The sequence below is a fragment of the Enterobacter sp. V89_11 genome (assembly GCF_029967775.1).
Classification (GTDB): Bacteria; Pseudomonadota; Gammaproteobacteria; order Enterobacterales; family Enterobacteriaceae; genus Enterobacter; species Enterobacter ludwigii.
In genome coordinates this window covers 124,638-149,280 of the sequence record NZ_JASCAN010000016.1, presented here as the reverse complement: position 1 = coordinate 149,280, position 24,643 = coordinate 124,638, and the positions used below count along the sequence as shown (strand labels likewise).

General features: G+C 55.4%; 21 protein-coding genes. 5 read left to right on the top strand and 16 right to left on the bottom strand.

Features of this window, described 5'->3' with window-relative positions:
• Positions 1 to 20 precede the first annotated feature (20 nt).
• A complete protein-coding gene (gene mngA / locus QLG09_RS14260; protein WP_049023274.1) occupies positions 21 to 1,937 on the bottom strand; it encodes a PTS 2-O-a-mannosyl-D-glycerate transporter subunit IIABC in 1,917 nt (638 codons plus the stop codon).
• Between the two features lie 169 nt (positions 1,938 to 2,106).
• Here mngA and QLG09_RS14255 point away from each other — a divergent pair, with 169 nt between their 5' ends.
• Positions 2,107 to 2,823, top strand: a complete 717-nt coding sequence (locus tag QLG09_RS14255; RefSeq protein WP_025204652.1) for a GntR family transcriptional regulator — start codon at positions 2,107 to 2,109, stop codon at positions 2,821 to 2,823.
• 83 nt (positions 2,824 to 2,906) lie between these two features.
• Here QLG09_RS14255 and sucD read toward each other — a convergent pair whose 3' ends face one another.
• The 8 genes from sucD to sdhC all read right to left on the bottom strand — a co-directional run bounded on the left by sucD (position 2,907) and on the right by sdhC (position 12,546).
• Positions 2,907 to 3,776: a succinate--CoA ligase subunit alpha gene (sucD, locus tag QLG09_RS14250; protein WP_014169173.1), complete on the bottom strand. Its 870-nt coding sequence runs from the start codon at positions 3,774 to 3,776 to the stop codon at positions 2,907 to 2,909.
• Positions 3,776 to 4,942, bottom strand: a complete 1,167-nt coding sequence (gene sucC, locus QLG09_RS14245; RefSeq protein WP_006809579.1) for an ADP-forming succinate--CoA ligase subunit beta — start codon at positions 4,940 to 4,942, stop codon at positions 3,776 to 3,778. Before sucC ends, sucD begins: the two co-directional genes overlap by 1 nt.
• A gap of 85 nt (positions 4,943 to 5,027) precedes the next feature.
• Complete coding sequence (gene odhB, locus QLG09_RS14240) at positions 5,028 to 6,254, bottom strand: 2-oxoglutarate dehydrogenase complex dihydrolipoyllysine-residue succinyltransferase (RefSeq protein ID WP_025204653.1); 1,227 nt, start codon at positions 6,252 to 6,254, stop codon at positions 5,028 to 5,030.
• Between the two features lie 14 nt (positions 6,255 to 6,268).
• Positions 6,269 to 9,076 (bottom strand): 2-oxoglutarate dehydrogenase E1 component, encoded by a 2,808-nt coding sequence (gene sucA, locus QLG09_RS14235; RefSeq protein ID WP_014169171.1) that lies wholly within the window; start codon positions 9,074 to 9,076, stop codon positions 6,269 to 6,271.
• Between the two features lie 226 nt (positions 9,077 to 9,302).
• The gene (sdhB, locus tag QLG09_RS14230) at positions 9,303 to 10,019 is read right to left on the bottom strand and encodes a succinate dehydrogenase iron-sulfur subunit SdhB (RefSeq protein WP_014169170.1); all 717 of its coding nucleotides are present in this window, start codon (positions 10,017 to 10,019) and stop codon (positions 9,303 to 9,305) included.
• Between the two features lie 15 nt (positions 10,020 to 10,034).
• Positions 10,035 to 11,801 carry a succinate dehydrogenase flavoprotein subunit gene (sdhA, locus tag QLG09_RS14225; RefSeq protein ID WP_014883036.1) on the bottom strand — a complete coding sequence of 589 codons (1,767 nt, stop codon included), beginning with the start codon at positions 11,799 to 11,801 and terminating at the stop codon, positions 10,035 to 10,037.
• Positions 11,801 to 12,148, bottom strand: a complete 348-nt coding sequence (gene sdhD, locus QLG09_RS14220; RefSeq protein ID WP_010428702.1) for a succinate dehydrogenase membrane anchor subunit — start codon at positions 12,146 to 12,148, stop codon at positions 11,801 to 11,803. The genes sdhA and sdhD overlap by 1 nt, the downstream gene beginning before the upstream one ends.
• Entirely contained in the window at positions 12,142 to 12,546 is a 405-nt protein-coding gene (gene sdhC / locus QLG09_RS14215) for a succinate dehydrogenase cytochrome b556 subunit (RefSeq protein WP_025204654.1), read from the bottom strand. Before sdhC ends, sdhD begins: the two co-directional genes overlap by 7 nt.
• Positions 12,547 to 13,187: 641 nt before the next feature.
• On the opposite strand from sdhC, the gene QLG09_RS14210 reads away from it, so the two are divergent.
• Positions 13,188 to 14,471 carry a citrate synthase gene (locus QLG09_RS14210; RefSeq protein WP_014169167.1) on the top strand — a complete coding sequence of 428 codons (1,284 nt, stop codon included), beginning with the start codon at positions 13,188 to 13,190 and terminating at the stop codon, positions 14,469 to 14,471.
• Positions 14,472 to 14,571: 100 nt separating this feature from the next.
• Here QLG09_RS14210 and nei read toward each other — a convergent pair whose 3' ends face one another.
• The 7 genes from nei to QLG09_RS14175 all read right to left on the bottom strand — a co-directional run bounded on the left by nei (position 14,572) and on the right by QLG09_RS14175 (position 20,492).
• Complete coding sequence (gene nei, locus QLG09_RS14205; protein WP_252068265.1) at positions 14,572 to 15,363, bottom strand: endonuclease VIII; 792 nt, start codon at positions 15,361 to 15,363, stop codon at positions 14,572 to 14,574.
• Between the two features lie 21 nt (positions 15,364 to 15,384).
• The gene (pxpA, locus tag QLG09_RS14200; protein ID WP_044857125.1) at positions 15,385 to 16,122 is read right to left on the bottom strand and encodes a 5-oxoprolinase subunit PxpA; all 738 of its coding nucleotides are present in this window, start codon (positions 16,120 to 16,122) and stop codon (positions 15,385 to 15,387) included.
• On the bottom strand, positions 16,109 to 17,041 hold the full coding sequence (gene pxpC, locus QLG09_RS14195; RefSeq protein ID WP_025204656.1) for a 5-oxoprolinase subunit PxpC: 933 nt from the start codon (positions 17,039 to 17,041) through the stop codon (positions 16,109 to 16,111). The genes pxpA and pxpC overlap by 14 nt, the downstream gene beginning before the upstream one ends.
• Positions 17,035 to 17,691: a 5-oxoprolinase subunit PxpB gene (gene pxpB, locus QLG09_RS14190; RefSeq protein WP_014169163.1), complete on the bottom strand. Its 657-nt coding sequence runs from the start codon at positions 17,689 to 17,691 to the stop codon at positions 17,035 to 17,037. Before pxpB ends, pxpC begins: the two co-directional genes overlap by 7 nt.
• A gap of 14 nt (positions 17,692 to 17,705) precedes the next feature.
• Positions 17,706 to 18,449 carry a type 2 GTP cyclohydrolase I gene (locus tag QLG09_RS14185; RefSeq protein WP_086532787.1) on the bottom strand — a complete coding sequence of 248 codons (744 nt, stop codon included), beginning with the start codon at positions 18,447 to 18,449 and terminating at the stop codon, positions 17,706 to 17,708.
• A gap of 10 nt (positions 18,450 to 18,459) precedes the next feature.
• Positions 18,460 to 19,872, bottom strand: a complete 1,413-nt coding sequence (phrB, locus tag QLG09_RS14180; protein WP_113656839.1) for a deoxyribodipyrimidine photo-lyase — start codon at positions 19,870 to 19,872, stop codon at positions 18,460 to 18,462.
• 413 nt (positions 19,873 to 20,285) lie between these two features.
• Positions 20,286 to 20,492 carry a YbfA family protein gene (locus QLG09_RS14175; protein ID WP_014883027.1) on the bottom strand — a complete coding sequence of 69 codons (207 nt, stop codon included), beginning with the start codon at positions 20,490 to 20,492 and terminating at the stop codon, positions 20,286 to 20,288.
• 307 nt (positions 20,493 to 20,799) lie between these two features.
• Between QLG09_RS14175 and kdpF the strand changes: the two genes are divergently transcribed.
• From kdpF to kdpB, 3 genes are read left to right on the top strand one after another with little or no spacing between them, the layout of a single operon-like run.
• On the top strand, positions 20,800 to 20,889 hold the full coding sequence (gene kdpF, locus QLG09_RS14170) for a K(+)-transporting ATPase subunit F (protein ID WP_015386886.1): 90 nt from the start codon (positions 20,800 to 20,802) through the stop codon (positions 20,887 to 20,889).
• Positions 20,889 to 22,568, top strand: a complete 1,680-nt coding sequence (gene kdpA / locus QLG09_RS14165) for a potassium-transporting ATPase subunit KdpA (protein WP_020884973.1) — start codon at positions 20,889 to 20,891, stop codon at positions 22,566 to 22,568. The genes kdpF and kdpA overlap by 1 nt, the downstream gene beginning before the upstream one ends.
• Before the next feature lie 18 nt (positions 22,569 to 22,586).
• Positions 22,587 to 24,635 (top strand): potassium-transporting ATPase subunit KdpB, encoded by a 2,049-nt coding sequence (gene kdpB, locus QLG09_RS14160; RefSeq protein ID WP_014169157.1) that lies wholly within the window; start codon positions 22,587 to 22,589, stop codon positions 24,633 to 24,635.
• Positions 24,636 to 24,643: the final 8 nt, after the last annotated feature.

Sequence of the window (24,643 nt, the reverse complement as noted above, 5' to 3'; positions counted from 1 at the left end):
TTCGTTTCCTGTAAATGAATTTATGGCGTGACGTCTTCCGTCAGGTATTTGCCTTTTTTTACGCCCTGACGTCGCCAGAACAGTAAGATGAGCGTAGAGAGCATCGTTCCCCCCAGCGCAGCGCCAAACCAGCCTGCCGCCGCGATCGCGCCCCCCATCCCCGCGTCATGCAGTAAAAAGAGAGAGAAGATGCCCGCCCCCGGCGTAGACAACCCGATGCCCATTGCACCGATAATCGCCCCTGTTGCCATCGAGCCAACAACAAACGAGCCAATCACCCGCAGCGGATCTTCAATGGCCATCGGAATTGCCCCTTCGGTGATCCCCGCAAGGCCCAGCAGCCACGTCGACTTGCCGGTTTCGATTTCAAACGGTTTAAAGAGATGCGGTGCCAGCATGGTTGAAGCCGTGACGGTAAAAGCCGAGACCATTTTGACGGAAGCAAAAATGGCATACGGCCCGTAAACGCCGTTGGCCATGGCCCCCAGACAGAACGCATAGGCCGCTTTGTTGACCGGTCCCCCCAAATCGAACGAGCACATAAAACCGAGCAGAGTACCCAGTAGCAGCGCATTGGCACCGGAGAGCCCGTTAAGCCATGCCGTGAGGGAGGTGTTGATCCACGCGACCGGCTCGCCGATCACGAACAGCATCAGGCTGCCCGCGCCCAGCACGCCAATCACCGGGTAGAGGTAATAGGTTAAAAAGCCGTTATAATGCTGACTCAGACGGATATGGTTTTTCACCCAGCGCATCAGATAGCCGGCAATCAGGCCACCTGCAATCGCCCCTAAAAAACCTGAACCGATCATATTGGCGGCAAGACCGGCCGCAAAACCCGGCGCCAGGGCAGGTTTATCTGCCAGCGAGTAGGCGGTATACGCGGCCAGCACCGGCACCATTAACGTGCCTAACATCCCCCCGCCGAGTTTGCGATACATCCACAGCCATGAGTTCTCCTGCTCAAACAGATGCTGTAATCCCAACATCTGTGCCAGCAATACCGCGACGGCCAGCACCGTGCCTCCCGCCACAATCAGCGGCACGGCAAAGGAAATACCGCTGAGCAGGGCCTGCTTAAGCTCCGTTTTAAGGCTTTTGCTCACATCATTGCCGGTGTGCACCTGGCGATCCGTTCCCGCGGGGGGTAAGGCCAACGCACGCTTAATAAGCGCTTCGGCATGGCGAAGCGGTTCCGCGACCGGCACGGACAGCGTCGGGATACCCTGAAAACGCTCGCTCTCTTTGAGGGCCACTTCTGCGGCAATGATACAGGCCTGCGCAGTGCGTAACTGCTGCGCGGTCAACCGCCCTTCGATACCGTTCGCCCCCTGCTTTTCCACCACCACGTTTACGCCAAGCTTACGCCCCGCTTTTTCCAGATACTCAGCTGCCATATAGGTATGCGCAATGCCGGCGGGGCATGCAGTTACACAAACGATGGTTGGCGCATCCACGAACGCGACAACGCCATCTTCCTGTGGCACGTCGTCCAGCGCGGCGAGTAGCGCTGCTGCCGTGGTAGCCGCCATGACGCGCGCCCGAAGAGTTTCATCCGCCAGACGAGAAGTAAGTTCCGTCAGCACCTGGATATGGGTTGAGCCAGCTTCAGCCGGCGGAATGGCAAGCAGGAAAATCAGCTCGACATTTTCCGGGCCATCCACGCCTTCCCAGTTCAGCGGTTCACACAGGGTGGCTACGGCAAAAGCCGCCTCTTTCACCACCGCTGATTTACCATGCGGGACTGCCAGCCCTTCGCCGAGCGCGGTAGGGCCTAGCGATTCCCGATGAAAGACTTCGGTTAAAAACGCATTGCCGTCGGTAATTTTGCCGAGCGTCACCAGCCGCATCGTGAGCTGGCGTATTGCTTCATCACGACTGGTGTACTGCGCCTGCACGCAGACAGCGTCGGGATGGGTCAGGGTCGTCAGGTTCATCAGGATCCTCACACTCAAGGGTAATTGTTCAGGATCGATTGTGACAGACGAACTGATACCTTTATGTGATCATTTTCACTAACACCGATAATTTGTATTTAATTTGTATTATTTACAAATTCTGTGCTGGAGGCATAATTCCGTGAAAAGGTATTAGAAGGCAGACGACATGGGCAATAAACCGATGTACCGGCAGATAGCGGATGCGCTTCGCGAGAAAATTACCGCCGGTGAGTTAAAACCCGGTGATGCGTTACCGACGGAATCCAGCCTGCAGGAGACATTTAGCGTCAGTCGCGTCACGGTGAGGCAGGCACTGAAGCTCCTCACTGAAGAGCAGATTATCGAGAGCATTCAGGGCAGCGGCTCCTATGTGAGAGAGGAGCGCGTCAATTACGACATTTATCAGCTTACCGGCTTTTATGAAAAACTGGCGGACCGAAACGTCGATACCCACAGCGACGTAAAAACATTCGAAGTGATCAAAGCGGATGTGAAACTGGCTGAGACGCTTAACATTCGCCCGGATGACAAAGTGTGGCATGTCAAACGGGTGCGCTTTATTAAGCAAAAACCGGTGAATCTGGAAGAGACGTGGATGCCGCTGGCGATGTTCGCCGACCTCACCTGGGAGGTGATGGAAAATTCCAAATATCACTACATCGAACAGATCAAGAAGATGGTTATCGATCGCAGTGAACAGGAACTGGTTCCGATCGTGCCCTCTCAGGAGGCGATCGACGCGCTGGCGCTGGATCCGGCAAAACCGATACTGGAAAAGGTGTCACGCGGCTTTCTGAAGGATGGGCGGGTGTTTGAATACAGCCGTAACGTGTTTAACAGCGACGATTACAAATTCACGCTGGTCGCGAAACGCAGGCATTAAAAAAGGCCGCTTTACAGCGGCCAACCATGTCGAAACGGACACTTATTACTTCAACGCTCCCTTTTACAGGGAGCAGAGAGGATTTACTTAATGATGGATTTCAGTGCTTCGCCGATATCCGCCAGGCTGCGAACGGTTTTCACGCCTGCGGCTTCCAGCGCGGCGAATTTCTCATCAGCCGTACCTTTACCGCCTGCGATAATCGCGCCTGCGTGACCCATACGCTTACCTTTCGGCGCTGTCACACCTGCGATATAACCGACAACCGGCTTGGTCACATGTTCTTTGATATACGCAGCCGCTTCTTCTTCTGCGCTACCGCCGATCTCACCGATCATCACGATCGCTTCGGTCTGCGGATCTTCCTGGAACATTTTCAGGATATCAATGAAGTTAGAACCTGGGATGGGGTCACCACCGATGCCCACACAGGTGGACTGGCCGAAACCGTAGTCGGTAGTCTGCTTAACCGCTTCATAGGTCAGCGTACCGGAACGGGAGACGATACCCACTTTACCCGGTTTGTGAATGTGACCCGGCATGATGCCGATTTTGCATTCGCCTGGGGTGATAACGCCCGGGCAGTTCGGGCCGATCATGCGCACGCCAGCTTCATCCAGCTTCACTTTCACGGTCAGCATATCCAGCGTCGGGATACCTTCGGTGATGGTGATGATGAGCTTGATGCCCGCGTCAATCGCTTCCAGAATCGAGTCTTTGCAGAACGGAGCCGGAACGTAGATAACGGTCGCGGTCGCGCCCGTCGCTTCAACCGCTTCGCGCACGGTGTTGAATACCGGCAGGCCCAGGTGCGTGGTGCCGCCTTTACCTGGCGTTACGCCGCCAACCATCTGCGTGCCGTAGGCAATCGCCTGTTCGGAGTGGAAAGTCCCCTGGCTACCGGTGAAGCCCTGGCAGATAACCTTGGTATCTTTATTAATTAAAACTGACATTATTTCCCCTCCACTGCGGCAACAACCTGCTGAGCTGCATCCGTCAGACTTTTCGCTGCAATAATATTCAGGCCGCTGTCAGCCAGTTTTTTCGCGCCGAGTTCAGCGTTGTTACCTTCCAGACGCACCACAACCGGGACGTTAACACCCACTTCTTCTACCGCACCGATGATACCGTCTGCGATCAGGTCGCAACGCACGATACCGCCGAAGATGTTAACCAGCACGGCTTTGACGTTGTCATCAGAGAGGATGATTTTGAACGCTTCGGTTACACGCTCTTTGGTTGCGCCACCGCCCACGTCGAGGAAGTTTGCAGGCTCACCGCCGTGCAGCTTAACGATGTCCATGGTGCCCATCGCCAGGCCTGCGCCGTTAACCATGCAGCCGATGTTGCCATCCAGCGCCACGTAGTTCAGTTCCCACTGTGCAGCCTGCGCTTCACGCGGGTCTTCCTGAGACTGGTCGCGCATTTCACGCAGATCCGGCTGGCGGAACAGTGCGTTGCCGTCAGCGCCCAGTTTGCCGTCGAGGCAGATCAGGTCGCCCTGAGTGGTGATGACCAGCGGGTTGATCTCGATCAGCGCCAGGTCGCGCTCCAGGAAGATGGTGGCCAGACCCATGAAGATCTTGGTGAACTGCTGAACCAGCTTGCCTTCCAGACCCAGTTTGAACGCCAGCTCACGGCCCTGGTAAGGCATTGGGCCTGCCAGCGGATCGATCGCCACTTTGTGGATCAGGTGTGGCGTCTCTTCTGCCACTTTCTCGATTTCCACGCCGCCTTCGGTAGACGCCATGAACACCACACGACGGGAGCTACGGTCAACAACCGCGCCCAGGTACAGTTCTTTCGCGATGTCAGTTGCAGCTTCAACCAGGATCTGGTTGACAGGCTGACCGTTCGCATCTGTCTGGTACGTTACCAGACGCTTGCCGAGCCAATGTTCAGCAAACGCACGAATCTCTTCTTTACTCTTAACAACCTTCACACCGCCCGCTTTACCACGGCCACCAGCGTGAACCTGACACTTAACTACCCAAGGGCCGGAACCGATTTTAGATGCGGCTTCTTCTGCTTCACGCGGGGTAGTACAGGCATAACCCACCGGAGCCGGTAAGCCATACCGGGCAAACAGCTGTTTGGCCTGATATTCATGTAAGTTCATGTGTTCTATCCATCCTTCAGGTAATCGTTAGGTAGTGCTTTTGTAGGCCCGGCAGACAACGCGCCGCCGGGCAAGACTGCTAAAACTAGACGTCCAGCAGCAGACGCGTTGGATCTTCCAGCAGCTCTTTAATGGCAACCAGGAAGCCCACGGACTCGCGGCCGTCGATCAGACGGTGATCGTAAGAGAGTGCCAGATACATCATTGGCAGGATCTCAACTTTGCCGTCTACCGCCATTGGACGATCTTTAATGGCATGCATACCCAGGATCGCGCTCTGCGGCGGGTTGATGATCGGGGTAGACATCAGTGAACCGAAAACGCCGCCGTTGGTAATGGTGAAGTTACCGCCGGTCAGATCGTCTACGGTCAGCTTGCCGTCGCGACCTTTTACAGCCAGCTCTTTAATCTTTTTCTCGATGTCAGCCATACCCAGAGTATCGACATCACGCAGAACCGGGGTAACCAGACCACGTGGCGTAGAGACTGCCATGCTGACGTCGAAGTAGTTGTGGTAAACCACATCATCGCCATCGATAGAGGCGTTAACTTCCGGGTAGCGTTTCAGCGCTTCAACAACCGCTTTCACGTAGAAGGACATAAAGCCCAGACGGATACCGTGACGTTTTTCAAACGCGTCACCGTACTGCTTACGCAGGTCCATGATTGGCTTCATATTCACTTCGTTGAAGGTGGTCAGCATCGCGGTGGAGTTTTTCGCTTCCAGCAGACGCTCAGCCACACGCTTACGCAGGCGAGTCATCGGCACGCGTTTTTCGCTACGGGCACCCAGCGCAGGCTGTGCTGCCGGCGCCGCTGCCGCTGCTGGCGCTTTAGCTTCTGCCTGGGCAGGGGCTTTCGCCAGATGCTTCTCGATATCTTCACGGGTCAGACGACCACCAACACCGGTGCCTTTAATGGCAGCCGCATCCAGGTTGTGCTCGGCCAGCAGGCGACGGATCGCCGGGCTGAGCGCGTCGTTAGTTTGCTCTTCCAGAGAGGCCTGCTGACGCTGGGCTGGGGTAGACGCTTTTTCGTCAGACTTCGCGCTGGACTCTTTGCCCGCGCTGTTGCCTTCACGCAGGCGACCCAGGATCTGACGGGAGGTTACGGTTGTCCCTTCGTCTTCCAGGACTGCATCCAGAATGCCATCCGCTGAAGCCGGTACTTCCAGTACCACTTTGTCAGTTTCGATTTCTACCAGCACTTCATCGCGCTTAACGCTATCGCCCGGTTTTTTGTGCCAGGTGGCGACGGTCGCATCTGCTACGGACTCAGGCAGGTCGGGAACAAGAATATCTACGCTACTCATTATGTATCCTTTAATTAATCGACGTTCAGCGCGTCATTGACCAGATCTTGTTGCTGCTTCTGGTGAACGGACATATACCCTACCGCCGGAGAGGCGGAGGCCGGGCGACCTGCATAACGCAGGGCAGACCCAAATGGAATGACTTCACGGAAATGATGCTGACTGCAGTACCAGGCGCCCTGGTTGAGCGGCTCTTCCTGGCACCAGACAAAATCATGCACGTGAGCATACGGTTTCAACGCTTCCTGCACCGCCTGGTGCGGGAATGGATAAAGCTGTTCGATACGCACGATGGCGACATCTTTCTGGTCGTTCTTACGGCGCTGTTCCAGCAGGTCGTAATAAACCTTACCAGAACACATCACAACACGCTTAACGGCCTGCGGATCCAGTTCGTCAACCTCACCGATGGCAGGCAGGAAGGTGCCGTTCGCCAGTTCGTCCAGGCTGGACACCGCCAGCGGGTGGCGCAGCAGGGATTTTGGCGACATGACCACCAGCGGACGGCGCATACCGCGCAGCGCCTGACGACGCAGCATGTGGTAGACCTGAGCCGGAGTGGACGGCACGCAGACCTGCATGTTCTGCTCAGCGCAGAGCTGCAGATAACGTTCCAGACGGGCGGAGGAGTGCTCCGGGCCCTGACCTTCGTAACCGTGTGGCAGCAGCATCACCAGGCCACACATACGGCCCCATTTCTGCTCGCCGGACGAGATGAACTGGTCGATAACGACCTGGGCACCGTTGGCGAAGTCACCGAACTGCGCTTCCCAGATAGTCAGGGTGCGCGGTTCCGCGGTGGCGTAGCCGTATTCGAATGCCAGTACCGCTTCTTCAGACAGGACGGAGTCCCATACCTTGAACTGACCCTGACCGTTATGGACATGCTGCAGCGGAGTATAGGTTGAACCGTTAGTCTGGTTGTGAACAACCGCGTGCCGGTGGAAGAAGGTGCCACGGCCCGCATCTTCACCGGACAGACGAACAGGAATGCCTTCATCAACCAGCGTTGCGTAAGCCAGTGTTTCCGCCCCGCCCCAGTCGAACAGCTTCTCGCCCGCCGCCATTGATTGACGGTCAGCATAAATTTTCGCTACGCGAGACTGCATCTCGATAGCGTCTGGTACGGTGCTGATGCGTTTAGCCAGCTCCTGCAGGCGCTTCATCTCTACCTTGTTCGGGTAGCTCTCATCCCACTCGTGGTTGAGGTACGGCGACCAGGTAAAGGAGTGCATGTTCATCGGGCGCAGCTCTTTCACTACGCATTCACCCGCATCCAGCGCGTCGCGGTAGAGGTTGACCATTTCGGTCGCATCTTCCAGCGTCGTCACGTTGTCGCCTTCCAGCTTGTCAGCATAGATTTTGCGTGGCGTCGGGTGTTTTTTGATTTTCTGATACATCAGCGGCTGCGTTGCACTTGGCTCGTCAGCTTCGTTGTGGCCATGACGGCGGTAGCAGAACAGGTCGATGAACACATCGCGTTTGAAGGTGTTACGGTAGTCCAGCGCCAGACGGGTAACGAACGCCACGGCTTCAGGGTCATCCGCGTTAACGTGGAAGATTGGCGCCTGAACCATCTTACCGATGTCGGTGCAGTACGGGGTAGAACGCGCATCCAGTGGGTTAGAGGTCGTGAAGCCCACCTGGTTGTTGATAACAATGCGAACGGTACCGCCCACTTCGTAACCACGCGCCTTGGACATGTTCAGCGTTTCCTGAACCACGCCCTGCCCTGTGACCGCCGCGTCACCGTGAATGGTGATTGGCAGGACTTTGTTGCTGCTCGGCTCGTCCAGACGATCCAGACGCGCACGCACAGAACCGATAACCACCGGGCTCACGATTTCCAGGTGTGACGGGTTAAACGCCAGCGCCAGGTGAACCAGACCGCCTTCGGTTTCGATATCAGACGAGAAGCCCATGTGGTACTTCACGTCACCGGTGCCGAGGTGTTCTTTATGTTTGCCCGCGAATTCGTCGAACAGGTCCTGCGGTTTTTTACCCAGCACGTTGACCAGTACGTTCAGACGACCGCGGTGCGCCATACCCAGCACCACTTCACGGGTACCGCTTTTGCCCGCGTGGCGAATCAGCTCTTTCAGCATAGGTACCAGCGCGTCGCCGCCTTCCAGCGAGAAGCGTTTCGCACCCGGGAATTTCGCGCCCAGATAGCGTTCAAGGCCTTCTGCTGCGGTCAGTTCGCTGAGGAAGCGTTTTTTCTCTTCAGCAGAGAAATTCGCGTGGCCCGCCACAGATTCGATGCGCTGCTGGATCCAGCGTTTCTCTTCTGTAGAGGTGATGTGCATATATTCCGCGCCGATGGAGCCGCAGTAGGTTTGCTTGAGCGCGTCAATCAGCTCGCCCAACTTCATCGTGTCTTTGCCGATGGCAAAGGAACCTACGTTAAAGCTTTCCTGGAAATCGGCCTCGGTCAGATCGTGATACGCCGGATCGAGATCCGCCACACGATCTTGTTTCCACAGTCCCAGCGGATCGAGATTCGCATGCTGGTGACCACGGAAGCGATAAGCGTTGATAAGCTGCAGGACTTTAACCTGCTTCGCATTGGTGTCAGGGTCGGAAATCGCAGAAGAGTAACGTGAGGCATCCTTCGCCAGACGACGGAAATAATCACGTGTTTTGGAATGGAATTGATCCGGTTTGACTCCAGTGCCAGGTAACTGCTGGAACATGGAACGCCAGTTTGCGTCCACTGAGTCAGGATCGGTTAAGAAGTCTTCATAGAGCTGTTCTATCCAGCTCTGGTTTGAACCAGAGAGGTAAGAAGAGTCCAGCCAGGCTTTCATTGCGCCGTTCTGCATCGTGATCCCTTAAGCATTTTTATGCTTACTTTCGCCGTAGAAACTACCACGTACAACACGTACGTGCCGGGGTTCACCTGCGAGCTCTTATGTTGTCTTGGGCTCGCGAAGGAACCTTTAAAAACTGTCTGCACCTCGGGGCAGTTTTTAGAGGTTTCCTACATTTTATCCCCTCTCCTGTCAGGAGAGGGTCAGGGCGAGGGGAACAACGCTCCCCTCCTGTTACTTATGCACTGCGCTGCAGCAGCATCGACTTGATATGGCCGATGGCGCGCGTCGGGTTCAGTCCCTTAGGACATACACTGACGCAGTTCATGATGCTATGGCAGCGGAATACGCTGAAAGCATCACTCAGTCCTTCCAGACGACTGTCGGTTTCGGTGTCGCGGCTATCGATCAGGAAGCGATAGGCAGCCAGCAGACCGGCCGGGCCGATAAACTTGTCCGGGTTCCACCAAAACGACGGGCAAGAGGTCGAGCAACATGCACAGAGAATACACTCGTACAAACCATCGAGTTTTTCACGCTGCTCAGGAGACTGTAAGTGCTCACGAGCCGGTGGATTTTGCCCATTATTCAATAAGTAAGGCTTAATCTTCTCATATTGTGCATAGAATTGCCCCATGTCTACCACCAAATCACGAACGACTGGCAGACCTGGCAAAGGACGGATAACAATTTTCTGGCCCGCGCGCTGCAACGCTGAAATTGGCGTGATGCAGGCCAGACCATTTTTACCGTTCATGTTCACACCGTCAGAGCCACAAACGCCTTCACGGCATGAGCGACGGAACGACAGTGTCGGATCTTTTTCTTTCAGCTGGATTAAGGCATCCAGCAGCATCATGTCACGGCCTTCTTCCGCTTCCAGGGTGTAATCCTGCATACGCGGAGCATCATCTACATCCGGGTTATAACGATAAACTGAGAATTCGAGTTTCATTATCCTGTCTCCGCATTAGTAAGTACGAATCTTCGGCGGGAACGCCGGACGCAGTTTCGGTTCCATATTGACGCTACGACGCGTCATGGATTCCGACTCTGGCAGATACAGGGAATGGCACAGCCAGTTTTCATCGTCACGATCCGGGAAGTCGAAGCGGCTATGCGCGCCACGGCTCTCGGTACGGAAGTTTGCCGACATCGCGGTAGCGAACGCCGTTTCCATCAGGTTATCCAGCTCCAGACACTCAACGCGCTGGGTATTGAACTCGCTGGACGTGTCGTCCAGACGGGCATTTTTCAGACGCTCGCGGATCGCTTTCAGCTGCTCAAGACCTTTGGCCATCGCATCCCCTTCACGGAATACCGAGAAGTTGTGCTGCATACATTCCTGCAGCGCTTTGCGGATTTCCACCGGATCTTCACCATTACGGTTGCCGTTCCAGCGGTTCAGACGCTCAAGCGACGCATCAATTTCATCGTCGGTGGCATCACGCAGCGCACCCTGCTCGGCAATAGACTCTTGCAGATGCAGACCTACCGCACGACCAAATACCACCAGGTCAAGCAGGGAGTTCCCGCCCAGACGGTTTGCACCGTGTACGGATACGCAGGCAATTTCACCGACGGCAAACAGGCCCGGGATAACAACGTCTTCACCCTGCTCGTTCACGGTCAGCGCCTGGCCGGTCACTTTGGTCGGAATACCGCCCATCATGTAGTGACAGGTTGGGATTACCGGGATGGGCTCTTTCACTGGATCGACGTGCGCGAAGGTACGAGACAGCTCCAGAATGCCTGGCAGACGTGATTCCAGAACCTCTTTACCCAGATGGTCGAGTTTCAGCTTCGCGTGTGGACCCCATGGGCCGTCACAGCCGCGGCCTTCACGGATTTCGATCATGATGGAACGCGCCACCACGTCACGACCCGCCAGGTCTTTCGCATTCGGGGCATAACGCTCCATGAAGCGCTCGCCGTGTTTGTTCAGCAGGTAACCCCCTTCACCACGGCAGCCTTCTGTTACCAGCACGCCGGCACCGGCGATGCCGGTTGGGTGGAACTGCCACATTTCCATATCCTGCACCGGTACGCCGGCGCGGATAGCCATACCTACGCCGTCACCGGTGTTGATGTGGGCGTTGGTGGTAGATTGATAAATACGGCCTGCACCGCCGGTCGCCAGCACGGTAGCACGCGCTTTGAAGTAGACCACTTCACCGGTTTCAATACACAGGGCAGTACAACCCACAACGGCGCCATCGGCGTTTTTCACCAGATCCAGCGCATACCACTCGGAGAAAATAGTCGTGTGGTTTTTCAGGTTCTGTTGATACAGCGTGTGCAGCAGTGCGTGACCGGTACGGTCAGCCGCAGCTGCGGTACGTGCCGCCTGCTCGCCGCCGAAGTTTTTCGACTGGCCGCCAAACGGACGCTGATAAATGGTGCCATTTTCCAGACGGGAGAACGGCAGACCCATGTGGTCCAGCTCCAGAATCGCTTCCGGGCCAGTCTTACACATATATTCGATAGCATCCTGGTCGCCGATGTAGTCGGAACCTTTGACCGTGTCATACATGTGCCATTCCCAGTTATCTTCATGGGAATTGCCCAGCGCAACGGTAATACCGCCCTGCGCGGAGACAGTGTGGGAACGGGTCGGGAAGACTTTAGAGAGCAGCGCACAGGTCTGGCCGCTCTGGGAAATTTGCAGTGCTGCACGCATACCTGCGCCACCAGCACCAATCACAACAGCATCAAATTCTCTGACTGGCAGTTTCATTACACACCCCACACCACAACGAATCCATAAATAACGTAAACCACCAGTGCAACGACAATGACCAGCTGCAGAGGAAGGCGAATCGCCAGTGGTTTAACGTAATCGGTCAACACCTGCCACATACCAATCCAGGCATGAATAAGGATGGAGAACAGAGCCAGCAGGGTGAACACTTTGGTGAAGGCAGATCCGAAGAACCCACTCCAGATTTCCCACGTCAGCGTGCCGCTGGTCGCGAAGAAACCAATCATATAGATGATATAAAGGGTGAGAACGATGGCGGTAGCACGGACCAGAATGAAGTCATGTACGCCGTTGCGTCCTAATGCGGAGGCGTTGCTTACCATACGAGAACTCCTGCGAGAAGTGAAAGCACGACAGTCAATACAAATGAAATATTAGCGGAGCGTTTACCGGCTTCGAAAGTCTCTTCCAGGTAGCCAAAGTCCATCAGCATATGACGAATGCCCACGACAACGTGGTACGCCAGCGCAGTCAGAATGCCCCACATGATAAATTTCACGAAGAAGCTGTTCATGATGGCAGAGGCCTGGAGGAATCCTTCAGGAGAAGAGAGGCTGGTACCCAGTAACCACAGCAGAATGCCGACCGCCACAAACGTAATCACACCAGAAACGCGGTGCAGAATGGACGCTATTGCTGTTACAGGGAACCGGATCGTTTTGAGATCCAGATTGACAGGTCTTTGTTTTTTCACATTTCTTATCATGAATAACGCCCACATGCTGTTCTTATTGTTTCCTTCCTCCGGACTGCGATGCGGGTCAGACAGCGTTCCTTTTCTATAACTGCGCGTCATGCAAAACATTGCTTCCAAATGCTAAAACGACACGTTACAACGCTGGGTGGCTCGGGATTGCAGGGTGTTCCGGAGACCTGGCGGCAGTATAGGCCGTTCACAAAATCATTACAATTAACCTACATACAGTTTGTCGGGTTTTCTCTGGAACAGTGATCAGGGTCACGATAACAACATCTTTTTAATTTTTAATCATCTGATTTGACAAATGTTAAACAATATTGTTACAAACGTCATCAGAAAAGGCATATAATGCGCAAAAGTTATGAGGTCTCACTTTCACCTGACAAATAGTTATGTAACAGTGTGATGGTATTGACCGAAGTTATCAGGACAGTTATTAGTGATATACAGGTTTGAATAATTCGGACTGCGAAGACACTGATTTGCTGTTGTTTCACTGATTTTTCATGTTTTTACCTGCAAGGCGCCATAGCTCTGTACCCTGGTTTCTCCTCGTGAGCTGAGCGGTAAGCCAAATAACAAACTGGTAACGGTGAGAAATCAGCAGAATGCAAATCCGGTAATTGGCAGTCTTAAGCAATAAGGCGCTAAGGAGACCGTAAATGGCTGATACAAAGGCAACGCTCACCCTAAATGGTGACACTGCTGTTGAACTGGATGTGCTAAAAGGCACGCTCGGTCAGGATGTTATTGATATCCGTACGCTGGGTTCTAAAGGTGTATTCACCTTCGACCCTGGATTTACCTCTACCGCATCTTGCGAATCCAAAATCACCTTCATTGATGGTGACGAAGGTATCCTGCTCCATCGCGGCTTCCCCATCGATCAGTTAGCCACCGAATCCAACTATCTGGAAGTGTGCTACATCCTGCTGAACGGCGAAAAACCGACGCAGGCACAATACGATGAATTCAAAACCACCGTGACCCGTCACACCATGATTCATGAGCAGATTACCCGTCTGTTCCATGCTTTCCGTCGTGATTCTCACCCAATGGCGGTGATGTGCGGTATTACCGGTGCGCTGGCAGCGTTCTACCACGACTCGCTGGACGTGAATAATCCACGTCACCGTGATATCGCGGCGTTCCGCCTGCTGTCCAAAATGCCGACAATGGCAGCGATGTGTTACAAATACTCCATCGGCCAGCCGTTTGTTTATCCACGTAACGACCTCTCCTACGCCGGTAACTTCCTGCGCATGATGTTCTCCACACCGTGTGAAGAGTACGAAGTGAACCCGGTACTGGAACGTGCGATGGACCGTATTCTGATCCTGCACGCCGACCACGAACAGAACGCCTCCACCTCCACCGTCCGTACCGCAGGCTCTTCAGGCGCGAACCCGTTCGCCTGTATCGCTGCGGGTATCGCCTCCCTGTGGGGACCGGCGCACGGCGGCGCGAACGAAGCGGCACTGAAGATGCTGGAAGAGATCAGTTCCGTTGAGCACATTCCTGAATTCGTGCGTCGCGCGAAAGACAAGAATGACTCCTTCCGTCTGATGGGCTTCGGTCACCGTGTGTACAAAAACTACGACCCACGCGCTACCGTTATGCGTGAAACATGCCACGAAGTGCTGAAAGAGCTGGGTACAAAAGACGACCTGCTGGAAGTGGCGATGGAGCTTGAGCACATCGCGCTGAACGACCCGTACTTCATCGAGAAGAAACTCTACCCGAACGTCGATTTCTACTCTGGCATTATTCTGAAAGCGATGGGCATTCCGTCTTCCATGTTCACCGTGATCTTCGCCATGGCACGTACCGTTGGCTGGATTGCGCACTGGAACGAAATGCACAGCGAAGGCATGAAAATCGCCCGTCCTCGTCAGCTGTATACTGGCTACGAGCAGCGTGATTTTAAGTCTGACATCAAACGCTGATGTTAACGGGGTGTGGCCTGATGTCCTCACCCCATCCCTCTCTTACTCCGAGAGAGTGAAGACATTAAAAACGGTGACCCCCTGGGTTACCGTTTTCATTTTACTTCTGGCAGTGCGGACACCAGTAAAACGGTCTCGACGACAGCGTGGTTTTCGCAATTATCCCGCCGCACCGCTCACACGCCTTCCCTTCACGATGAAACACCTTAAAGCGGAACAATGCCCCATGGTGCTTGTTGTCATCCACCACGCCACGCGTGTTGTACGACAGGCGCGGGATATCCAGCAGTGCGTGGGATAACGCCTCCAGCTGTTCATCACTGAGTTGCGATGCCTTATGCTGCGCCGCCAGGCCCACTTCCCAGAGGATTTCCACCCGCAGGTAATTTCCTAATCCAGCCAGAAACGCCTGATCGAGCAACAGTCCGGAAAACTGTCGGTTACGAAACCGAGGTGACACCAGACGGGTTTTCACCTCGCCCGGGGTCAGGCTCATATCCAGCACATCCGGCCCGACGCGCTGCAGGAACGGATGAGTGAGCAGCTGCTCTGGCGTTAACATTTCGATATCGGATGCGCTGTAGAGCAGAATCGCGTTGTCTGCCGTCTGTAGCCTGACGCGCAGCACGCGGGTAGTTTGCGGCTGCTCGTTTGCCTTCACCACGCGCCAAACGCCGTACAGCTGATTATGGCTATATAACGTCAGGTTATGGGAGAAATGCGTAAGCAGCGCTTTGCCGCGTGTTTCAATGTGTGTCACCGTCTGCCCCACCAGCTGGGCTTCAAACGGTTTCAGTTGAGGAAAAGCAAACCAGACATCCGTCAGCAGTTTGCCCTTTATCGCCGCCTCGAGGCTATCCGCTGCACGGCGGATCTCCGGGCCTTCAGGCATTTTTCTGTCCTTATCGTTATGTCATGCACTCACGAGAATACCCTGCTCCGCAAAGGCCGTCCGTAAGCGGCGTGCAAACTGCAGCGCATGCTCACCATCGCCGTGTAAACACACCGTATCCGCCTGGACTCTGGCCGTTGAACCATCAATTGCCTTTACCGAGCCCTCACATACCATCGCCAGCGTTTGCGCCAGCGCCTGTGATTCATCGGTAATAAGCGCACCGGGCAGTGAACGGGGAACCAGGCTGCCGTCCGGCTGGTACCCTCTGTCAGCAAAAACTTCCTGACGGGTGGTTAACCCCAGCCGCTGTCCCGCACGAATAAGCTCGCTCCCCGCCAGCCCCACCAGGATGAGCTGCGGGTTGCAGTCCCGCACCGCGCGGGCAATAGCATCCGCGAGAGCCGGATCTTTGGCCGCCTGATTGTAGAGCATGCCGTGGGGTTTCACATGGCGCAGCACGCCCTGCTGGGAACGCACAATCGCCTCCAGCGCGCCCGTTTGATAGAGCGTCTGGGCATACACCGTCTCAGGAGGGAGATCCATTGCCGTGCGGCCAAAATTATCCCTGTCAGGAAAACTGGGATGTGCCCCTATCGCCACGCCGTGCTTAATCGCATTACGCACGCTGACCAGCATGGTTTGCGCGTCACCCGCGTGAAACCCGCAGGCAATATTGACCGAAGAGACCAGCGTCATCAGTTCAGCATCGGCACTTCCGCCCTCACCCAGATCGGCGTTTAAATCAATCTTTGCCATCGAGCCTCCATGCCAGTTGTTCCAGATAACGCTGCTGATCCTGGCGTGCCTTCAGCGCCTCCTCCAGCGAACATTGCACAAAATGAATCGGCTGTCCGAGAGGAATTTGCGCCAGATGGTAGCGATCTGCTTCAATGATGCAGGCAATACGCGGGTATCCCCCCGTTGTTTGCGCATCGTTCATCAGCACGATCGGCTGACCGTTACCCGGTACCTGAATGACACCAGGTAATAAACCGTGTGAGAGCAATTCCCGATCTGTCGTACGGGTCAATGGCTGCCCCTGCAGGCGGTATCCCATACGGTTACTTTGGGGGCTGATCTTCCACGGCGAACGCCAGAACGTCTCCTGAGCGACTTCATTGAACTCCTGATATTCCGGCCCCGGTAAGGCACGGATCTGGTTGGTCCATAACAGCTGTTTTACCCCCTGGGCCGTCGAGAAGTGGCGCGTTGAGGGTTTAATCGCCAGACGATCGCCGTCACGCAGCAGGCGCCCTTCATGACCGCCAATGCCGGCTTTCTGATCGGTACTGGATGAACCCAGAACCTCTGGCACATCAATCCCTCCTGCGACCGCAAGATAGCTTCGCACACCGTGCACAGGACGTTTAAGGGTCAGACGCTGCCCGGCTTTCGCCCGCAGCCGCCAGCCTGTCCAGACCGCTTTGCCATCCAGCTCGGCGTCACAAGCGGCCCCGGTTAAGGCAAACCAGGTCTCCTCGCCGAATTCAATCACACACTGGCCAAGCGTAATTTCGAGTGCCGCCGTGCTGCCAGGGTTGCCCACCAGCACGTTAGCAATCTCCAGCGCAGGCCTGTCCAGCGCACCACAGTAGCTCACGCCCGACTGACGCATGCCAAAGCGGCCGGCATCCTGTACGGACGTGTAAAGCCCGGCGCGAATCAGCGTTAACATACCCCCTCCTTCTGCGGGATAAAGCGCAGGGTATCGCCGGGACGAAGGAGTATGGGAACCTCCTGCCCTGGTTCAAATAACGGCCTGGACGTATGCCCGATAAGCTGCCAGCCCCCCGGTGACGTCAGAGGATAAATGCCGGTCTGTTCACCACCGATAGCCACCGTGCCCGCCGGCACGCTCAGGCGGGGTTCGGCGCGACGCGGCGTATGCAATTGCGGTGAGAGCCCCCCCAGATAGGGGAAGCCCGGCTGGAAACCTAAGAACCAGACCACGTAATCAACGCAGGCGTGCAATTCAACCACCTGCTTTTCCGTTAATCCGCAGTGTTCCGCCACTACGCCAAGATCGGGTCCATGCTCGCCGCCATACACCACCGGGATCTCAATTGTCCGGGAATCCGGCTCCAGCGCCTCGCTCTCTTCCCACCAGCGCTGCAAACGTTCAATAGCATCCAGCGCCAGCGTATGCGGATTACGCAGCACCACGGTGATGTTATTCATACCCGGAATCGCTTCAACCACTTCAGGCACATCGGCCAGGCGCTGCGTTAGCCGCCAGATACGCTTTTGCGTGGCAAGGGTCACTGGCGGTTCCAGCTCCAGAACCACTGCCGTTTCCCCCAGAAGATAACAACGCGCTCGCTGCACTCAGATACCTCTCATCAGGCCGGGTTAGGGATATCAATAAACGTGACATCCAGATCGGTATTTTCGGTCAGCCATTCACTGAGGGCGCGAATTCCGCCACGCTCGGTGGCATGGTGACCTGCCGCGTAAAAATGCAGACCTTGTTCACGCGCCGAATGGACGGTCTGCTCGGACACTTCTCCAGTGATGAAGGCGTCGACACCAAAGCGTGCCGCGCTGTCAATAAAGCCCTGACCACCACCAGTACACCAGGCAACCCGCTTCACCGTATCCGGACCGGTGTCACCGCACCAGAGCGGACGGCGTCCCAGACGCGCTTCAATCCATGAGGCCAGCTCCAGGCCGGGCACCGGCATGGCCAGCTCTCCCCAGGGCACCAGCGGCTCAATTTCACCCATGACGGTAATCCCCAACAGCTGCGCGAGCTGTACGTTATTGCCCAGCTCCGGGTGCGCATCCAGCGGCAGATGGTAACCGTACAGGTTGATATCATTTGCCAGCAGCGTTTTCAGGCGGTTTCGCTTCATACCGCGAATGATCGGTGCTTCGTTTTTCCAGAAATAACCGTGATGGACAATAACGGCATCCGCTTCCTGACGGACGGCTTCGTCCAGCAGCGCCTGGCTTGCCGTCACGCCAGTGACAATTTTCTGCACCGTTTCGCGTCCTTCAACCTGGAGGCCGTTCGGGCCGTAATCGCTGAAGGAGGCGCTGTTCAGTTTTTCGTTAATCAGGCTTTCCAGTTCGCTGTTTTTCATCATCACTCTCTTAAGCTTTGCGAGCGGCCTCGTACGCCGCCAGCGTGGCGACACGCGCCTGTTTATGGTCAACAATCGGACGGGGATAATCGAGCTTCACACCCTGTTTATCCGCCCATGCCCACGGGTCGTGGATCGCTTTTGCAGGGACATTGCTCAGCGCGGGCAACCAGCGGCGGATAAACTCGCCGTCTGCATCAAATTTTTGTCCCTGCGTGGCAGGATTAAAAATACGGAAATAGGGCGCGGCGTCGGTTCCAGTGGACGCCGCCCACTGCCAGCCGCCGTTATTCGCCGCCAGATCGCCATCGATCAGCTGAGAAATAAAATACCGCTCCCCGACACGCCAGTCGATAAGCAGATCCTTCACCAGGAAGCTGGCGGTAATCATTCGCAGCCGATTGTGCATCCATCCGGTTTCATTGAGCTGGCGCATCGCGGCATCAACAATCGGGAAGCCCGTTTCGCCTTTCTGCCAGGCCTGTAAGTGGCTCTCGTTGTGTTGCCATTTTACGTTATCAGTCCAGGGTATAAACGGACGATGCTTACATAAATCAGGGTGATACGTCATCAAATGGCGATAAAATTCGCGCCAGATAAGTTCGTTAAGCCAGACGGAGCCGGGCCCCCCGTCCAGTGCCTGCGGTTGTTCCGCCAGAAGACGATGCAGACACTGGCGCGGAGAGAGCACGCCCAGCGCCAGACAGGCCGATAAACGGCTGGTGCCCTCTGTCGCGGGAAAATCCCTGCGCGCGTCGTAATCGCCTGCGCCCGCTTTACAAAACTGGCGCAGCTTCGCGATAGCGTTTTTTTCGGTAGCCGGGAACAGAGTCTCATCAAACGCCTGTTGCGGATAGTCAAACTCCCGCTCGGGTATCTCCGTTATGGCGTCTCCCCTCACGTTAGGTGCAGCCACGCATTCCGGCAGTGCCTCCTTCAGTCTTTTAATGAAGGCATTTTTAAACGGCGTAAAGACTTTATACATCTCGTGGTTGCCGGTCATGACACTGCCCGGCGGCAGCATGACGCTGTCATCAAAACCCTGACACTCTACATCCTGCAGGATTTTCTCCAGCTGACGATCCCGCTGACGTTCATTGAATTCGTACTGATAGTTGTAAAAAAGGTGGGTGACATCGTACTGCTCACAGATTGCCTTCACAGCCTGGCATTGCGCGGAGAAGTCACTGACCTCTTTATAAATGAGCGGGATCCCTTTTTCGGCAAGCGAACACTGCAAGCCATTCAGATGTGAGCTGAGGTAAGCCGCCTGGCGTGGTGCCATAGCATGCTGCTGCCACTGCCCGGGGGTGGCGATAAACACCGCCAGCACGCGGGCTTCCGGGGAGCGGCAGGCAGCCGCAAGGGCGAGATTGTCATGTACGCGCAGGTCCGCGCGAAACCAAACCAGATGGGTGGGCATAAAACTCCTGGCAATTATCCATTATGTCCGTAAGGCCATGCCACTAAAGAGAAAATGCGGCTGGCTTTTATCTACTTTGCCATGAAGTGTAGACGCGATGAAATAAAAAAGGCCGCCCGGGGCGGCCTTAACGCTACGTGTCCTGCGCCATCATGGTAAAAGCAATAAACAGTGTCGGTTCATCACGTCTTACCACGAGTACGCTGGCGATAATGAACGCAATGCAAAAAGAACGTTTCATCATGCGGTCCCTGCTGCTAACCGCTCCACCGTTCACCACCGGTGATAAGTCGGTGGACACACGCTCTGACGAGAGCCCAAAAACGGCCCAACGGACCGCGGACCCTGAGGAATAAAAAAAACCGCCACATTGCTGTAGGCGGTTTTTTTTATTGCTGTGTGTCGTCTTCGTATCAGTAAAAATCGCAGGTCGCTTTCTCGGCCTGATCCATCCACACCGGCTTCTCGCTGGTTTTGGCCCAGACGCGGTGCAAATAGCTATAAAAACGTGCGCGGTCTTTCCAGAAGAGCATCACCGGCAGGGCCAGCACGCCAGCCACTACGGCGAAAGTGCGACGCATGAAAACGATATGAGCCGGATACGCTTTATAAAGATCCATATTTTCTCCCCTATAGTTGGCCGGAAACATGCTCCGGAAAATTTGAAATCTGTGATCTGACTAAAATAATACCGCTTTGTTTGTAATTTTACTACTCATCAGACCAGTTATTTTCATCCATTTAGTGAATATTTACATTTCCGCCGTAAGTAAGTTACAAAAAAGTTAACGATTTACTTACCAATAGTTAAATTGTGCCTTTTCCATTTTTATACTTTTTTTACACCCACCCTGCCGATTTTTGCGAAATCTTTGCGCCATAAATCCTACCGTTAACACAAATACAAATGTCACTCGGAGGTGGATTGTGAGTGCAGGTCTGATTACCGGCATCGTGCTGGTGTTCCTGTTATTGGGTTATCTGGTATACGCCCTGATTAATGCGGAGGCCTTCTGATGGCTGCTCAGGCGTTTTTACTTATAGCCAGCTTTTTACTGGTCTTATTGGTGCTTGCCAGACCGCTGGGAACGGGGCTCGCGCGGCTGATCAACAACGTGTCCTTACCGGGTACGGGAAGTATCGAAAAAGGGATCTGGCGCGTACTGGGAATACGCGATCAGGAGATGAACTGGCGTCAGTATCTGGTCGCTATTCTGCTGCTGAATATCGTTGGACTGGTCGCGCTCTTTGTCATGCTGATGTTGCAGGGTAGCCTGCCGCTGAACCCGCAACAGTTACCGGGCTTGTCCTGGCATCTTGCGCTGAATACGGCCGTCAGCTTTGTCACCAATACCAACTGGCAATCCTACGCCGGCGAAACCACGCTGAGCTACTTCAGCCAGATGGTGGGATTAACCGTACAAAATTTCCTCTCAGCAGCCAGCGGTATCGCGGTTGTCTTCGCGCTGACGCGTGCGTTTGCACGTCAGAATATGGGTACGCTGGGCAATGCCTGGGTTGATCTCACACGCATTACTCTGTGGGTCTTACTTCCGATTGCTCTGCTCATCGCGCTGTTCTTTATTCAGCAAGGTACGCTGCAAAACCTGCTGCCTTACGCCCCTTATACCTCGCTTGAAGGGGCAAAACAGCTTCTGCCGATGGGGCCTGTGGCCTCACAGGAAGCCATTAAGATGCTCGGTACGAATGGTGGCGGTTTCTTCAATGCCAACTCATCGCATCCGTTTGAAAACCCAACGGCACTGACCAACGCAGTGCAAATGCTGGCGATCTTCCTGATCCCCGCAGCGCTGTGCTTTGCTTTTGGCGATGTGGTGAACGATCGTCGTCAGGGTCGCACCCTGCTCTGGACCATGTCGCTAATCTTTGTCGTCTGTGTTGCGCTGGTGATGTGGGCCGAATGGCAAGGTAACCCGCATTTCCTGACGCTGGGCGCTGACGGCACCATGAATATGGAAGGGAAAGAGAGCCGCTTTGGCATTCTCGCCAGTAGCCTTTATGCCGTGGTCACGACGGCGGCATCCTGCGGGGCGGTCAATGCTATGCACGACTCCTTCACGGCACTGGGCGGCATGATCCCGATGTGGCTGATGCAGATCGGTGAAGTGGTATTCGGCGGCGTAGGCTCGGGTCTTTACGGCATGCTGCTGTTTGTTCTGCTGGCGGTGTTCATTGCGGGTCTGATGATTGGTCGCACCCCGGAATATCTGGGCAAAAAAATCGATGTCCGTGAGATGAAGTTAACCGCGCTGGCGATTCTGGTCACCCCCGCCCTCGTGCTGGCTGGTACCGCACTGGCACTGATGACGGAGGCCGGACGCAGCGGCATCTTCAACCCTGGCATCCACGGCTTTAGCGAAGTGCTTTATGCCGTCTCTTCTGCTTCTAACAATAACGGTAGTGCCTTCGCAGGCTTAAGCGCTAACTCACCGTTCTGGAACTGTCTGCTGGCGTTCTGCATGTTCGTGGGCCGTTTCGGGGTCATTGTGCCGGTGCTGGCGATTGCCGGGTCGCTGGTGAGCAAAAAAATTCAACCGACCACCAGCGGTACGTTGCCGACCCACGGCGCGCTGTTTATCGGACTGCTGGCCGGTACCGTGCTGCTGGTCGGCGCCCTGACCTTTATCCCCGCCCTCGCGTTAGGCCCGGTCGCGGAATACCTCTCTTTACGCTGATTTTGCGGAGAATTTGTCATGAGTCGTAAACAAATGGCCCTGTTCGAACCGTCGTTAGTTCGACAGGCCCTCATGGATGCGGTGAAAAAGTTGAGCCCGCGCGTGCAGTGGCACAACCCGGTGATGTTTATCGTCTGGATAGGGAGTTTACTCACCACCGCGCTGGCGATTGCCATGGGAACGGGTCATCTGCAGGGGAATGCGATGTTCACCGGCGCTATCAGCCTGTGGCTGTGGTTCACCGTACTGTTTGCCAACTTTGCGGAAGCGCTGGCGGAAGGCCGCAGCAAAGCGCAGGCCAATAGCCTCAAAGGGGTGAAAAAGACCGCTTTTGCGCGCAAATTACGCGAACCGAAATACGGTGCCCAGATGGACCATGTCCCGGCAGATGAACTGCGTAAAGGTGATGTGGTGCTGGTCGAAGCCGGGGACATTATCCCCTGCGACGGTGAAGTCATCGAAGGCGGCGCGTCGGTAGATGAAAGTGCCATCACCGGGGAATCCGCTCCCGTCATACGTGAATCCGGGGGTGATTTCGCCTCCGTGACGGGCGGGACACGCATTCTCTCCGACTGGCTGGTGATCCAGTGTAGCGTCAACCCGGGTGAAACCTTCCTTGACCGTATGATTGCCATGGTGGAAGGCGCGCAGCGTCGTAAAACACCAAACGAAATTGCCCTGACCATCCTGCTGGTGGCGCTGACGATTGTCTTTCTGCTGGCAACCGCCACGTTGTGGCCATTCTCCGCTTACGGCGGTACCGCGGTCACCACCACCGTTCTGGTGGCGCTGCTGGTCTGCCTGATCCCGACCACCATCGGGGGGCTGCTGTCGGCCATCGGTGTGGCCGGTATGAGCCGTATGCTGGGCGCGAACGTCATCGCGACCAGCGGACGTGCGGTCGAGGCCGCAGGGGATGTGGACGTTCTGCTGCTGGATAAAACCGGGACAATTACCCTCGGTAACCGCCAGGCGTCAGAGTTCTTACCTGCCCCCGGCGTGGATGAAAAAACGCTGGCGGATGCGGCGCAACTCTCTTCCCTCGCCGATGAAACGCCGGAAGGCCGCAGTATCGTGATCCTCGCCAAGCAGCGCTTTAACCTGCGCCAGCGCGACGTTCAGAGTCTCCATGCGACTTTCGTTCCCTTCACGGCACAAACCCGAATGAGCGGCATCAACATTCAGGACCGCATGATCCGTAAAGGCTCCGTCGACGCAATTCGTCGCCACATTGAAGCCAACAATGGTCATTTCCCACCAGAAGTGGACAACCTGGTCGAGAGCGTGGCACGTCAGGGCGCGACGCCGCTGGTGGTGGCTGAAGGGGCACATGTGCTGGGGGTGATTTCGCTGAAGGATATCGTAAAAGGCGGGATCAAAGAGCGCTTTGCCCAGCTGCGGAAAATGGGGATCAAAACGGTGATGATCACCGGGGACAACCGTCTGACCGCCGCCGCGATTGCTGCCGAAGCGGGCGTGGATGATTTTCTCTCGGAGGCAACGCCTGAAGCCAAGCTGGCATTAATTCGGCAGTATCAGGCGGAAGGTCGCCTGGTGGCGATGACGGGTGATGGCACCAACGATGCCCCTGCCCTAGCGCAGGCCGACGTGGCGGTGGCCATGAACTCCGGTACCCAGGCGGCGAAAGAGGCGGGCAACATGGTCGACCTCGACTCGAACCCGACCAAGCTGATTGAAGTTGTGCACATCGGTAAGCAGATGCTGATGACGCGCGGTTCACTGACAACGTTCAGTATCGCCAACGACGTCGCAAAATACTTTGCCATCATTCCCGCGGCGTTTGCGGCCACCTATCCGCAGCTTAATGCGCTGAACGTGATGCATCTGCACTCGCCAGCATCAGCCATTCTCAGTGCGGTTATTTTTAACGCCCTGATTATTGTCTTCCTGATCCCGCTGGCGCTCAAAGGGGTGAGCTATAAACCGCTGACCGCGGCCGCCATGCTGCGCCGCAACCTGTGGATTTACGGGCTGGGTGGGCTGATTGTCCCCTTCATCGGTATCAAGGTTATCGACCTGCTGTTGACGCTGTTTGGGCTGGTTTAAAAGGTGAA

Coding starts and splice junctions, on each gene's coding strand:
- mngA (WP_049023274.1), bottom strand. CDS start 1,937: ATGAACCTGACGACCCTGACCCATCCCGACGCTGTCTGCGTGCAGGCG.
- QLG09_RS14255 (WP_025204652.1), top strand. CDS start 2,107: ATGGGCAATAAACCGATGTACCGGCAGATAGCGGATGCGCTTCGCGAG.
- sucD (WP_014169173.1), bottom strand. CDS start 3,776: ATGTCAGTTTTAATTAATAAAGATACCAAGGTTATCTGCCAGGGCTTC.
- sucC (WP_006809579.1), bottom strand. CDS start 4,942: ATGAACTTACATGAATATCAGGCCAAACAGCTGTTTGCCCGGTATGGC.
- odhB (WP_025204653.1), bottom strand. CDS start 6,254: ATGAGTAGCGTAGATATTCTTGTTCCCGACCTGCCTGAGTCCGTAGCA.
- sucA (WP_014169171.1), bottom strand. CDS start 9,076: ATGCAGAACGGCGCAATGAAAGCCTGGCTGGACTCTTCTTACCTCTCT.
- sdhB (WP_014169170.1), bottom strand. CDS start 10,019: ATGAAACTCGAATTCTCAGTTTATCGTTATAACCCGGATGTAGATGAT.
- sdhA (WP_014883036.1), bottom strand. CDS start 11,801: ATGAAACTGCCAGTCAGAGAATTTGATGCTGTTGTGATTGGTGCTGGT.
- sdhD (WP_010428702.1), bottom strand. CDS start 12,148: ATGGTAAGCAACGCCTCCGCATTAGGACGCAACGGCGTACATGACTTC.
- sdhC (WP_025204654.1), bottom strand. CDS start 12,546: ATGTGGGCGTTATTCATGATAAGAAATGTGAAAAAACAAAGACCTGTC.
- QLG09_RS14210 (WP_014169167.1), top strand. CDS start 13,188: ATGGCTGATACAAAGGCAACGCTCACCCTAAATGGTGACACTGCTGTT.
- nei (WP_252068265.1), bottom strand. CDS start 15,363: ATGCCTGAAGGCCCGGAGATCCGCCGTGCAGCGGATAGCCTCGAGGCG.
- pxpA (WP_044857125.1), bottom strand. CDS start 16,122: ATGGCAAAGATTGATTTAAACGCCGATCTGGGTGAGGGCGGAAGTGCC.
- pxpC (WP_025204656.1), bottom strand. CDS start 17,041: ATGTTAACGCTGATTCGCGCCGGGCTTTACACGTCCGTACAGGATGCC.
- QLG09_RS14185 (WP_086532787.1), bottom strand. CDS start 18,449: ATGAAAAACAGCGAACTGGAAAGCCTGATTAACGAAAAACTGAACAGC.
- phrB (WP_113656839.1), bottom strand. CDS start 19,872: ATGCCCACCCATCTGGTTTGGTTTCGCGCGGACCTGCGCGTACATGAC.
- QLG09_RS14175 (WP_014883027.1), bottom strand. CDS start 20,492: ATGGATCTTTATAAAGCGTATCCGGCTCATATCGTTTTCATGCGTCGC.
- kdpA (WP_020884973.1), top strand. CDS start 20,889: ATGGCTGCTCAGGCGTTTTTACTTATAGCCAGCTTTTTACTGGTCTTA.
- kdpB (WP_014169157.1), top strand. CDS start 22,587: ATGAGTCGTAAACAAATGGCCCTGTTCGAACCGTCGTTAGTTCGACAG.